The organism is Spirosoma oryzae, assembly GCF_003002825.1.
Taxonomy (GTDB): Bacteria; Bacteroidota; Bacteroidia; order Cytophagales; family Spirosomataceae; genus Spirosoma; species Spirosoma oryzae.
Map to the genome: position 1 here is coordinate 1 of NZ_PVTE01000016.1, position 13,176 is coordinate 13,176.

Below are 13,176 nucleotides of genomic sequence, written 5' to 3' on the forward strand. Positions count from 1 at the left end.
TGGTCAGCGTTGGCCACCGCCACGGGGGCGGTGTTGGCCGGACTCGTGCTGGTGCAGGCCGCCAGCCAGTTGTAGCTGTAGCTCACCTCAGCACCGCTGCCCTGAATAGCCCGCAGGCTGATGACCGGATTGTCGGTGTACAAGCGCAGGCTGTAGGGACCAGCCGCCGTGGTGGCGTCGATCTCGTTGGCCACCCGGAAGCGGATACTCTCCCCCGTCAGGCCCGCGTAGTTGGGCAGCAGCGTCACCCGGCGCTCGCTGGCCGTCACCTGCTCGCAGCCGGTCAGACTCACACTCGTAATGCTGAAGGGCACCGTGGGGTTACCAGCAGTAGTCACCGTCAGGCTGACGGTGGTGAAGCTGGTCTGGGGGGTAGGCGTCGTGGCATCGGTTACCGTGACGGTGATGGTCTGCTCACCGGCTGGCAGGCCCGCGACCGTAGCGGTGTTACCGTTGGCAGTGATGGTGCCGGGTCCGGTGAAGCTGTAGTTGTAGGGGGCCTTCCCCCCCGAGACGCTGGCCGTGATGGTGGTGCTCCCCGAAGTCAGGAGCTGGGTCGGGTTAGCCGTGGCCGTTACGGTCAATGCTGTGACGGGTGTAACTAGTTTCGTCAGGTCGAACCGGGTAACAACCGGATTATGGTCCGAGGTCGTATTGCCGTAGTTCGGAATGCTGAACGGTTGCAGCACGTATGTCGCATTCGAGATAGCCGCCGGTGCCAGATCATTCGAGATGATCATGTGGTCGATAAAGCTGGCCGACGAGTTGAAGGTCGAGCAGCCGTTGTTTTCCAGTGGCAGCGTCAGCGCGCTGTAGTTCGACGCATCATCGACAAACGATTTATACGACGATTGCTGTCCCGACGCGATCGAGCCGTTCAGCTTGTCGTTATAATCACCTACGATAATCAGTTTCGCATTCGGATACGTCGCATCCAGACTGGCTTTCAGGTCGACAATATCCTGCTTCCGGCGGTTGTAATCTGCCGTAGCACTACCTGATTTGGCGTGGATGGTAACGACGTGAACCCGCTGCGTAACACCATTGATCGTTACGTCACCAACAAACAGGAACGGCAGTCGACCCGACGACCAGTTATTGGCGCTGGGATAGTTGTACTTATCCGTCAACAGTGGTTTCGTTTCGGCCAGCACAGGCGTTACCGTTGCCTTATTGTAGATAACACACACTTTCTGCGCAAACTTGGTCGGACCGAATACGGTCGGTGGGTTGCCGGTAGGCGTTTGCGTACACTCATCCTGGAAGTAGTAGGAGAAACGATCCGAGCAGGTATAGCTGTAGCTGCCGGGCAGCGACGCTACCGTTGCCGCCAGCCGATTGAGATCACTGACCTCCTCGACACCAACAATGTCAGCCTTCAGCTTAGTCAATACCGCAACGGCATTGCTCTGCTGTAAGTCTTCGTTCGTCGGCCCCATGTCGTTGTAATCCAGGTTACCGTTAGAGCAAATGATTGTGCCGGCATCTGCACCGAAGAACTCCATGTTCCAGGTCGCAATGTCGAGCGTCTGGTCGGTACCGAGCGTGCTGTTGCTCATACCCGCCGTACAGGTCAGATCCTGCGCGGGCGTCGAGCCGGGGATATCGGCCAGAATCCGGGGTTGCAGCTGCAATCCGTCCGTACCGGCGGTCGTTGCACCCGACACAAACCGGTCAGCAATGCCGGTAACGCTAACTGGATTAGCAGGCTGACCGGCACCGGCCAGTGGTGAGTTAGCGTTGATGCGCAACGTAGCCGACTGACCATTCGCGGTGATCGTGTAGTTCGTTCCACCCGTGAACGTCGATGCTACTGGTGCAATCGACGCGTTGGCAACGCTGACCAGTTGGCCCTGATAGTTGGGAAGTTGGTCGAGCGTGATGGCCACTGGCGTCGGTACGCGTGTACCGGCTCCCGACACAACCGTGAAATTGGTTGCCGCTGCCGACGTGATTTCTGTGAATCCGTTGAAGACCGTGATCGGGCCCCGCGCCTGCACCAAGTCACCGAGTTGAACCAGCGTACTCAGGTCCGTACCCGTCGAACCGCTGTAGACAACGATACCACCCGTATCGTCCTGAATGTAAATCTGGCGCGAGCCCAGTTGATTCGTCGCCGTTACGCGACCGGCGATGGTGAAGGTACTCCCGACATTGGCGCGAACCGTCGCGATGGGGGTGTAGGGGGTATTCGACGTTACGGTACCACTAACGGAGACGTTGGATGAAAGCGAGCCACTGACGTTCGAAATCGTACCGGCGGGTGACCCCAGCGACGCACCCGTCAGCCGAACCGAGATGGTCGCGTTTACGGAGCCATTCGACTGTGCCACGGTAAGGGCGTCCTGAAACGTAGCACCGTCCTGACTGACCTGATAACCGGCGGGGGCCGTTACCGTTACGTCGGCGCTGAGACCGCTGCCCGTCAGTGCATACGTTTTGGCGTCGGAAGCTGTACCCTGCGGTGTAGAAAAACCCGACAATGCCGTCGGATTCGCCTGCACAAACATTGTCGTGTTCTGTAACGTAGCCGTTACGCTCAGATCATCAATACCTAGCCCGTGGTCACTACCCACATCGTTGGCATCTGACCATTTAAGGAGTACCTGCTGACCAGCGGCCAGTGGCGTACCAAAGGTTATCGTACCCGTGATGGCAGTCCGGTTAGCCGTAGCGTTTCCGTCCAGTGCAGCAGCGGTAGCCCCCACGATCGGGCTGGTGAAGTCCAGTTCGGCCACGTTCGTACCGGCGGTCGTGATCGTCAGACCAGTCCCAGTGGCATACGAGAACGTCAGCTTCTGCGTGTTTGTGTTACCACCATTTCGCCATTGTTCGCCCGTGTAGCTCACCTGAAGCGACGCTATAGCCGCTCCCGTATTGTTGGTAAAGACGACACCATATTGCGGGGTGGCACTGCTGGAAGCTATCGAACCCAGTGCTCGTTCAGTAGCCCCGGTACTGCCAAAGCTATAAAGTGCACCAGCATTGTCAGACCCGGTACTAGCCCGGTAGGTCGCTTGCGTACTGAGCCAACCCGGCAGCGTCGTGTTATCTGTCCATGAATTGGTGGTACCCGTTGAGGCCAGACTATTGAAGCTCTGCGTGTAGGTTAGATTACCTGACGTAATCGATACCTGCGCCTGCGTTTGTTGCGCAACAAGCAGTGCCAGTACCCACAGCCACAATCGGCTGAGCGAACGTATAGATTGTTTCATTAAAAATGGATTAGTTAGATTTTCAGTAAAAATAGCCGAAACCCGTTTCGCTTTTGTTTCCTGAATGTTAATAACCAATCGTTTTTAATCTATACATGCCTGCGCTGACCTATTATTCTTAGTAAACGTACAGCAAATCCATTCTACAAGAAGACTATTCAGGCCCCGGCAGGCTATTCCAAGATTCGGCAAGTAGCTTTGGCGCGGCTGCGCGAGAGCGCATTAAAATGCCACCACTCGTACTCAATACGCGTAAAACCGGCCCGCAGCATCGCCGTTCGCAGGATCTGTCGGTTGGCCAACTGCTTCCGGGTGAGCTTACCCGCCTGGAACAGTCTGGCTTCCCGCGAGGGGTAGGCCAGCTCACCGAAATAGTCGAAGGACGTACCCATGTCGAGTGGAGTTCCGTCCTGGGTAGCCACCGTCAGGTCGACCGCGCAGCCGTAGCTGTGGATCGACCCCTCGCGTGGATCGGCGACATACTGGCGACGTTGTCGTTCGGGCATGTCGGGCAATGCATTCCAGAGTTTTACCTGCGCCGTTCGGGGTCGGGCGGCATCGTAGACCAGCAGGCGCAGGTCGGGGTGTTTTTCCTGTAGATAGCGACTGGCAGCCGCCAGCTTCAGGGCCGCCATCGGTTGCAGATACGCCCTAGTCAGCTCACCGTACACGTCTTTGTGGACGAAGTTATCGGTCGTCGTGTATTTCAGATCGACCAGGATCGAGGGGTCGGCCTGCTGCACGTCGACAAGCCCCTGTTTTACCATCGACGCTTCGAGAGACTGCGCTTCTGCGCTAAGCGAAAGAGCGAAAGAGTGAAAGAGCGATACCAGCACGGCGGCTATCATTCTGAAATTAACTTGTTTCATGGGTTGGCTATGGGCGAAGTTGATTTGTGCCGGGCTATCGCGTAAACTTACGTCAAATGTCGAATGAGCATTGCCCATCCAGCGAACGCGATGGCAGTAATCGCTCTTTCAATCTTTCGCTCTTTCACTCTTTATATCCCCTTGGCACTTAACTACATCTGGGTTCTTTTCTTTCTGGTTGCGTTTCTGGTCGCGCTGGTCAAGCTGATTTTTCTGGGCGACACCGAGATCTTCCGCATCATTGTCGAAGGGCTGTTCGACTCGTCGAAAGTGGCCGTTATGGACATTGCGCTGCCGCTGGCGGGGGTGATGACCTTCTTTCTGGGACTGCTCAACATCGGCGAGAAGGCCGGTGCCATTAACTTCCTGGCGCGGATTATCGGCCCGTTTTTTCACAAACTGTTTCCCGAAGTACCGCGCGATCATCCCGCCAACGGGCAGATGATTATGAATTTTTCGGCCAATATGCTCGGTCTCGACAATGCCGCAACGCCCTTCGGCCTGCGGGCCATGCAGAGCCTGCAGGAGCTGAACCCGCAGAAAGATACGGCCTCCAATGCCCAGATCATGTTTCTGGTGCTGCACACGTCGGGCCTGACCATTATTCCGCTCAGCATCATGGCGCAGCGGGCTATTCTGGGGGCCAAAGACCCGTCCGACATTTTTATTCCGTGCCTGATTGCCACCTACGTCGCCACGGTCGTTAGCATGATCGCCGTGTCGATCAAACAGCGGATCAACCTAATCAACGGGGTAGTGCTTGGCTGGCTGGGCGGCATTACCAGCCTGATCGGGCTGGCGCTCTGGTACCTGTCGACCAAGACAAAAGAAGAAATCGAAGTGATCTCGAAGGTGACGGGCAACCTCGTGCTGATGACGATCATCGTTGCCTTTCTGCTCGGCGCGATGCGGAAGAAGGTGAATATTTTCGACGCGTTTATCGAAGGGGCCAAAGGTGGCTTTGAGACGTCGGTACGCATCATTCCCTACCTGGTCGGGATGCTGGTCGCCATCAGTGCGTTTCGCAATTCGGGCGCGATGGACTACGTCATCGACGGCCTGAAATACGCATTCAGCCTGACGGGCATCAACACCGAATTTACCGACGCCCTCCCCGTTGCGCTGATGCGTCCGCTGAGCGGTTCCGGCTCCCGCGCCCTGATGATCGACGCCATGAAACAGTTCGGCCCGGATTCCTTCGTTGGTCGACTGGCCTGTATGTTTCAGGGCGCTGCCGACACAACGTTTTACATTGTCGCGCTGTATTTCGGCTCGGTCGGTATTCGTAATTCACGCTACGCCATCCCGTTTGGTTTGTTCGCCGATCTGATGGGCGTCATTGCCGGTATTGCCCTGGGCTACCTTTTCTTTCACTGAAACAGCCCTGAAAATGGTTATCTTTGATAGCAAGACAGCAGCCGCCTATGACAACGATTGAAATTAACGTCAGCGACGAGACCCTGGCTCGTTACGGAGACGCCAGCGCCATTGCCGCCCGATTGGAAAAACTCCTGATCTGGGAAGAATTGAGCGCACAGGCCAAAACGGTTAATTCTTCGTTGCAGGAAGCAGGTGTAGACTGGGAGGAAGTAGCGAAAGAAGCCCGGCAGGAAGCCTGGGATCGTTACAAGTATACGGTTCAGGACAAGCTGCCGCCTGAAGCGTTTAACTGATTAATAGTCCAGGCTACATACCGTTTACATGGTCCAGTCGACGCGCTCATTTGTAGTTGACGCAAATGTGCTTTTTTCCTGCCTGATAAGCGGCTACGATCACTATCTACGCTTTCTTACGGACAACCGTATCTATACACCAGACTTCGCTTTGGAAGAGATACAACTGTATCAGGATCGAATTTTAAAGCGAACCAAGCTCGATACTACGGCATTTAGCCAGTTTACACTGACCTTGTTCGAGCAGCTTATCGTTGTGCCCAACATGCTCATCACAACGCAGAGCTATTACCAGGCATTCGATCTTTGTAAGCGAGTTGACCCGAACGACACCGCTTATGTCGCGCTGGCGATTCAACTGGGTGAACCTCTCCTCACCCGCGATAAAGTGCTTGCTAACGGTTTACGACAGCAGGGATTTGCAACTGTCTTAACCTTGGATGAGTTATTTCAGGGATAGCTACCCAACTCAGCCCCCCCTATGAATATCAATCAGGTACGCGAACAGCTTCATTTGCTCATCGATGAAGTCGACGATTTATACGTACTGAATGGCCTGTATCGCAATCTGCTGGCCGACAAGCGGCAACGCGAAGCCTACGAACGCGAACAGGCCGAGAAGGCAACTAAGAAGAAAGAGAAGCGGTAAGTTTAGAAGAGAGAAGAAAGAGAAAAGAAGAAAGACGGTGGAGCGTACCATGGCTTTGCCGCCCCATCACTCCTCTTTCTTCTTCTGTCTTTCCACTTTCCTCTTTCCTCTATAATCAATTCATCAGCCCCGATACACCGCTGATCGTCAGGGCGATGATGATGGCGTTGAAGACAAACGACAGCACACCGTGCAGCAGGGCCGTCCGGCGCTGTGCTTTCGAACTAACCGCTACATCGGACACCTGACTTGTCATGCCGATAACGAACGAGAAGTAAGCGAAGTCGAGGTAGTCAGGCTCGTCGTCGTTCGGGAAATCGAGTCCGGCGGGGCGCTCCTTTGGGTTCGGCTCGTCGCCATAGTACAGGTGGGCGTAGCGCAGGGTAAACACGGTATGCACCAATGTCCACGAACAGGCGACCGACAGTACGGCCAACCACAAAATCCACGACGGGCTGGTTTTAGTCATCGAATCGAGCAGCATCAGCACGACGAACAAACTCAGCGTAGCCGCCAGCGATACGAGCAACGAGATCAGTGTCCGGCTCGAATCCTCCATCTTCGACAGACCGGGCAGATCACGCGGATGCGCTACCGTGATCGTGACCCACATCATCAGCAAAGTCGACAGCGAAAAGCCAACCCAGGTACAGGCGATGCGAACCGGCCAACTGAATGTCGACGGCGTGACGAAGGCCGTGATAAACGCAATGACAACGGCAATCACCAGCCGATGTCTGGTATCCAAACGACTGATTCGGGTTAGCATAGGCATCAGAGTAAGTGCAAGTAAGTTAACTAAGCGATGAATCCGGTGTCGTTGGCAGCAAGCCCTGTCTGACGGAACAGCTTGCGAACCGGCCTACTTAACCGGAAAACAAGGCTGCTCAGCGACTTAGGCCGTGTAGTGTAGCGGGCCGTGACTATCTTGGTCGATTCCCAGCCTTACCCGGTGCCTGCTTCGCATGATACAACCCAAACTGTCTGCTTTTGATTTGACGATGATCGTCGTCAGCCTGGTTATTGGTATCGGTATTTTTCGGACCCCGGCCATCGTCGCGCAGTCGGCGGGCAACCAGACGATCTTTTTCGGGGCCTGGCTGACAGGGGGCCTGGTCAGCCTGATCGGTGCGCTGACCTTCGCCGAAATCGGCTCCCGCCGACCGGTAGCGGGCGGGTTCTACAAATTGATCTCGGAAGCCTTTCACCCCGTTTTTGCGTTCATGCTCAACTGGGTCATCGTGCTGACCTACGGAGCGGGTAACGTCGGCGTCGCGCTGATCGGGGCGGAGTACATCAACCCGCTGCTACCCGCTTCGTTTCAGGGGCCAACCGGTATCCGGGCGACCGTCATCGTTACGGTACTGCTGTTCTACGGCATCAACCTGCTGGGTATCCGGTCGGGGGCCCGGACCCAGAACCTGCTGAGCGGCCTGAAAGTATTGATGATGGGATTTCTCTGCCTGGGCGCGTTTTTGTCCCCGTTCAGTCGCGACTTTGCTCCTGCGCCGACGCTCACTCCCGACTACACAGCAAGCACCGCTTTTTTCGTCAGTCTGATTGCCGTTTTCTACACCTACGGCGGCTATCAGCAGGTACTCAATTTCGGTGCCGACGTGACCAATCCGCAGCGTAACACACCACGCGGGGTCATCGGCGGCATGCTGCTGATTATGGCCCTGTACCTTACGCTGAACTACGCCTACGTAAAGCAGTTGGGCTTTAGCCAGCTCCCCCATTCCAAACTTGTAGCCGCCGACCTTGCCCGCACCCTTACCGGCGACATCGGCTACACCTTTTTCTCCGTCGCCATTTTCGTATCTGTTCTCGGCTACCTGAATGCCAGCCTGTTGTCGTTGCCCCGCGTTTATTACGCCATGGCCGACGACGGTATCCTACCGCCCATTTTCAAACGGGTCAACGAACGGACACAGACGCAGGAGTTTGCACTGACGTTTCTGGTGGTGGTCATGCTGCTGTCGCTCTTTTTTCTCGGCACGTTCGAAAAGATCGTCAGCTACGTCATGTCCATCGACACCGTTGCCCTCGCCAGCGCGGCTGCGACCCTGTTTGTGTTTCGTCGGCGCGCCCGATCGACCGATACCTACACGGGCTATCGCGTCTGGCTTTACCCGGTTCTACCGGCACTGTTCATCGGCTTTCTACTGGTCGTATCGGCAAACGTCATCATCACCGACCCCGGTCCGGCTGCAATCGGCTGGGGGCTGTTCGCCAGCGGCTTCCCGCTGTATTATCTGCTGAAGCGTGTGTTTTGATGAGAATTTGCGTGTTAAGTAGCCTGGACGTCCACGTCCGGGTGGCCGTTAGGCCAACTACTCAAGGCGGTAGCTTTTTGCCCTGACGGGCACCCGGACGTGGACGTCCAGGCTACATCCCCCCGTCCAGGCTACTCACCACCCCATTTCAAAAACCATATACCAAAACCACTACACATGGACATTTCCTATATCCTCAACGAACTGGGTGAAGAGCGCGACCAGTACTTCAACGCGATTGCGCCCCCCATTATTCAGACCAGCAACTTTACCTTCCCGAGCGTCGCGGCTATGCGGGCCGACCTTCCGTTTGAGTACGAACGGCATTTTTATACCCGTGGCAACAACCCGACGGTGGCCATTCTGCGCAAGAAGCTGGCAGCGCTGGAAGGAACTGAAGATGCATTGGTGCTGGCCAGTGGCAGCGCGGCCATTGCGGCCGCTGTGCTGGCTAACGTACGGCAGGGCGACCACATCGTATGCGTACAGAAACCGTACAGCTGGACGCTCCGGCTCATGCGCGACTACCTGCCCCGCTTCGGTGTGACGACTACGTTTGTCGACGGTACCGACACGGCTAATTTCGAAGCCGCCATCCGCCCCGAAACCCGGCTGATCTACCTTGAATCGCCCAATACGTTTACGTTCGAATTGCAGGACATCCGGGCCGTCGCCCAACTGGCGCGCGAACGCGGCATCCTGACGATGATCGACAACAGTCATTGTACGCCCTTGTTTCAGCGTCCGGCAGACTTGGGTGTCGATATTGTGCTGCATTCAGGATCGAAATACTACGGGGGACACTCCGACGCGATCGCGGGCGTGATCTGCGGCACGACGGCGATGATGAAACGTATTTTTTCGGGCGAATACATGACCCTCGGTGCCATCATCTCCCCACAAAATGCCTGGCTCCTGCTGCGCGGTTTACGTACGCTTCAGCTACGGGTTCAACGCTCCGACGACAGCGCCCGACAAGTCGTCGCGTTTCTGGAACAACACCCCGCTGTCCGTCGTATCCACTTCCCGCTGGCCGACAGTCACCCGCAGATCGAACTGGCCCGGCGGCAGATGACGGGCTGCGGAGGGCTGATTACGATTGCGCTCGATACGGATGCGATTGCAACCGTCGACACTTTTGCTGATGGACTGAAACGGTTTTTACTGGGGGTATCGTGGGGTGGTCATGAGTCGCTGGTTTTTCCGGCCAGTATCGGCTACGACCCGGCTAGCGCCCCCGCCGACGAAAACTACAACCTGATCCGCCTGTACGTCGGTCTGGAAGAACCGGCAGTCCTGATCGATGACCTGCGGCAAAGCCTGGACAGTTTGTAGAGACGTGACCCTTCGCGTCTCAGCACGCGTCAGCCAGCCGGTTGCCAGTCAGTTGCCAGCCAGCCGGTTGCCGAGACGCGAAGGGTCGCGTCTCTACATTTTCGTATTTTTACCGGTTCAAGTCTCAACGCCCTATTTACGCATGCCCCGTACCCGTTTTTTTCTGCTTTTCCTGTTCACCCTGGTCCAGCTGACCGCCGTTGCACAGACCACGCCCGCATTTCTCCAACCCAATCCGCGCATCGATCGCTGGGTTGACTCGGTGTTTACGACGCTGACACCCGACGAACGAGTCGGTCAGCTTATCATGGTCGCCGGCTATTCCAACCGGACACCCGCTTACGAAGATTCGCTGGTCACGCTGGTTCGGACCTACAAACTGGGTGGTGTCGTCATGTTTCAGGGCGGACCGGTGCGGCAGGCGAAACTGACCAACCGGCTACAGGCGCTGTCGACGGTGCCGCTGCTGATCGCGATGGATGCCGAATGGGGCCTTGCCATGCGACTCGACAGCACGGTGCGTTATCCGTATCAGATGACGCTGGGAGCCATGCAGGGGCACGACTCGCTTATCTACAACATGGGCGCGGGACTGGCCAAACAGGCCCGACGACTGGGTGTACACATCAACTTTGCCCCCTCGGTCGACGTCAACAACAATCCCGGCAACCCGGTTATCAACTTTCGGTCGTTCGGTGAAAACAAGTATACCGTTGCCCGCAAAGCCCTGGCGTACATGAAAGGCATGCAGGATAACGGCCTGCTGACCACAATCAAACATTTTCCCGGTCATGGCGACACCGATACCGATTCGCACTACGACCTGCCGCTGATTGCGAAAAGCCGCGCCGAGATCGATTCGCTCGAACTCTATCCGTTCCGGCAACTGATGCAGGCGGGCGCGTCGGGCGTGATGATCGCGCACCTGAACATTCCCGCCCTCGACACGACCCGCAATCGCCCGTCGACCCTGTCGCCCGCCATCGTCACCAACCTGTTGAAAAACGAGCTGGGCTTCAAAGGACTGATCTTTTCCGACGCCATGAACATGAAAGGCGTGACGAAGTATTACCCATCCGGGCAGGCCGACGAACTGGGTCTGGAAGCGGGTATGGACGTGCTGGAATTCACCTACGACGTCCCGGCGGCCCTCCAGCAAATCCGGCTCGGTATTGCCAGTGGGCGGCTGTCGCAGGAGTCGCTCGACGCGCGGTGCCGGAACGTACTGCGCGCCAAAGCCTGGGCCGGTCTGGACAAGTACAAGCCTGTCGTGCTCGACAATCTGGTACGCGATCTGAACCCGGCGAGTTCGGAACTGCTGAACCGGCAGATGACAGAGAAAAGCCTGACCGTCCTGAAAAACGACCGCAGCCTGTTGCCGCTGCAACGGCTCGACACGCTGCGTATCGCATCGGTAGCCGTAGAAAGCAATACCGTCACGGCCTTCCAGAAAATGGCCGCCAACTACACCAAAGTCGATTCGTTTACGATGACGTCGCAAACGCCCGACTCGCTGCTGAACACCCTGCGCGATTCACTGAAGAATTACAACCTGCTGCTTGTGGACGTTCACCTGAGCAACATTCGCCCACCGCGCTACGGCATGCAGGCGCGTACGGCGGCACTGGTGAGTGAACTGGTGGCGACGGGGAAAGCGGTCGTTACGGTCTTCGGCAACGTCTACTCGCTCGACAAACTGACCATGCCGAACGATACCGTTTCAAGCCGTTCCATCGAACAGGCACAAGCCATCGTGATGCCGTATCAGCTGACCAATCACACCGAAGAGTTGGCCGCGCAACTGATCTTCGGGGCCATCGGCGCAGAAGGTCGGTTGCCCGTCACGGTCAATCAGCGGTTCCGGGCGGGTGATGGGTTGAGCATTCCGTCGCTGAACCGTATCAAATACACCATTCCCGAAGAAGTCGGTATCGACGGGGCTTACCTGACGCAGCAGGTCGATTCACTGGTCAATGTCGGGCTGGAGAAGCGGGCGTTTCCCGGCTGTGTGGTCGAGATGGCGAAAGATGGTAAGGTTATTTTCCAGAAGGCTTACGGCACGCACGTCTACGATGCCTCGCTCGGTGGCGACCCCGTTCCCGACAAGGTAGACGACCTCTTCGATCTGGCGTCGGTGACGAAGGTCAGCACCTCTACCCCCGCCCTCATGCAACTGGTCGACGCGGGCAAGTTCAACCTCGACGGTAAGATGGCCGACTACCTGCCAAGCTACAAAAAGTCGAACAAAGCTGACCTCGTCTGGCGTGACGTACTGACACATCAGGCCCGGCTGAAAGCCTGGATTCCGTTCTGGCAGTCGACCAAAAACCCCGACGGTACGTGGAAGCCGAAGACGTTCCAGGACGAGAAATCGAACCGCTACCCAATCGTCGTGACCGACAGTCTGTTCGAGTTCAAAAACTACCCGCAGACGATTTTCGAACAGATTCGCGATTCGCCACTCAACGCCAAGAAAGAGTACGTCTATTCCGACCTGTCGTTTTACCTCTACCCACAGATCGTAAAACGCCTGACGAAAACACCGTTTGAGGATTACCTGAAGAAAAACATCTATCAGCCACTCGGCGCTTATACATTGACGTACAACCCCATGCGCTTCTACTCGCGGGATCGCATCGTACCGACCGAGTATGATTCGCTGTTCCGGAAAACGCTGATCTGGGGCCGCGTTCACGACGAGGGAGCGGCCATGCTCGACGGCTTATCGGGTCACGCGGGTCTGTTCGGAACGGCCAACGATTTGATGAAACTGATCGAACTGTACCGGCGTGGAGGTACCTACGCAGGCAAGCAGTACATCGCGAAGAAAACACTGGACGAGTTCACCCGGTATCAGTTTCCTGAGCTGGGTAACCGGCGCGGCATTGGCTTCGAAAAACCGTCGTTCACCTATACGGGCAACGCCCCCCGGTCGGCGTCGAAAAACAGTTTCGGTCACTCGGGTTTCACGGGTACCTTCGTTTGGGTTGAACCCGACTATAACCTGTCGTACGTGTTCTTGTCGAACCGTGTTTACCCGACGCGTAACAACAACCTGATCAGCTCGCTGAACACCCGCACCTACGTCGCTGAAGCCCTCTACCGGGCCACCAAGCGCGGACTACGGCCAAACTAACGGTTACCGTCGCTTTCGTAGAT

Annotated in this window: 10 protein-coding genes; 7 read left to right on the forward strand and 3 right to left on the reverse strand. The window is 56.5% G+C overall.

Going from position 1 to position 13,176, the window contains the following annotated elements; translation table 11 throughout:
- On the reverse strand, nucleotides 1-3,215 hold a 3,215-nt coding region (locus CLV58_RS18050; protein WP_211300879.1), incomplete at its 3' end, for an endonuclease/exonuclease/phosphatase family protein.
- Nucleotides 3,216-3,388: 173 nt separating this feature from the next.
- Nucleotides 3,389-4,084, reverse strand: a complete 696-nt coding sequence (locus CLV58_RS18055) for a M15 family metallopeptidase (protein WP_106139225.1) — start codon at nucleotides 4,082-4,084, stop codon at nucleotides 3,389-3,391.
- Between the two features lie 141 nt (nucleotides 4,085-4,225).
- Here CLV58_RS18055 and CLV58_RS18060 point away from each other — a divergent pair, with 141 nt between their 5' ends.
- Genes CLV58_RS18060 through CLV58_RS28425 form a run of 4 tightly spaced genes read left to right on the forward strand, consistent with a single transcriptional unit; the run spans nucleotide 4,226 to nucleotide 6,406 of the window.
- A complete protein-coding gene (locus CLV58_RS18060; RefSeq protein ID WP_106139226.1) occupies nucleotides 4,226-5,461 on the forward strand; it encodes a nucleoside recognition domain-containing protein in 1,236 nt (411 codons plus the stop codon).
- A 47-nt stretch (nucleotides 5,462-5,508) separates the two neighbouring features.
- Entirely contained in the window at nucleotides 5,509-5,757 is a 249-nt protein-coding gene (locus CLV58_RS18065) for a hypothetical protein (RefSeq protein WP_106139227.1), read from the forward strand.
- 28 nt (nucleotides 5,758-5,785) lie between these two features.
- Nucleotides 5,786-6,217 carry a PIN domain-containing protein gene (locus tag CLV58_RS18070; protein ID WP_106139228.1) on the forward strand — a complete coding sequence of 144 codons (432 nt, stop codon included), beginning with the start codon at nucleotides 5,786-5,788 and terminating at the stop codon, nucleotides 6,215-6,217.
- Between the two features lie 21 nt (nucleotides 6,218-6,238).
- Nucleotides 6,239-6,406, forward strand: a complete 168-nt coding sequence (locus CLV58_RS28425; protein WP_170108737.1) for a hypothetical protein — start codon at nucleotides 6,239-6,241, stop codon at nucleotides 6,404-6,406.
- 115 nt (nucleotides 6,407-6,521) lie between these two features.
- On the opposite strand, the gene CLV58_RS18075 is transcribed toward CLV58_RS28425, so the two are convergent.
- A complete protein-coding gene (locus CLV58_RS18075) occupies nucleotides 6,522-7,154 on the reverse strand; it encodes a DUF1345 domain-containing protein (RefSeq protein ID WP_245882375.1) in 633 nt (210 codons plus the stop codon).
- Between the two features lie 217 nt (nucleotides 7,155-7,371).
- Here CLV58_RS18075 and CLV58_RS18080 point away from each other — a divergent pair, with 217 nt between their 5' ends.
- The 3 genes from CLV58_RS18080 (at nucleotide 7,372) to CLV58_RS18090 (ending at nucleotide 13,153) form a co-directional block, all read left to right on the forward strand.
- Nucleotides 7,372-8,682 (forward strand): APC family permease, encoded by a 1,311-nt coding sequence (locus CLV58_RS18080; RefSeq protein WP_106139230.1) that lies wholly within the window; start codon nucleotides 7,372-7,374, stop codon nucleotides 8,680-8,682.
- 177 nt (nucleotides 8,683-8,859) lie between these two features.
- Nucleotides 8,860-10,017 (forward strand): aminotransferase class I/II-fold pyridoxal phosphate-dependent enzyme, encoded by a 1,158-nt coding sequence (locus tag CLV58_RS18085; RefSeq protein ID WP_106139231.1) that lies wholly within the window; start codon nucleotides 8,860-8,862, stop codon nucleotides 10,015-10,017.
- A 142-nt stretch (nucleotides 10,018-10,159) separates the two neighbouring features.
- The gene (locus CLV58_RS18090; RefSeq protein WP_106139232.1) at nucleotides 10,160-13,153 is read left to right on the forward strand and encodes a serine hydrolase domain-containing protein; all 2,994 of its coding nucleotides are present in this window, start codon (nucleotides 10,160-10,162) and stop codon (nucleotides 13,151-13,153) included.
- Nucleotides 13,154-13,176: the final 23 nt, after the last annotated feature.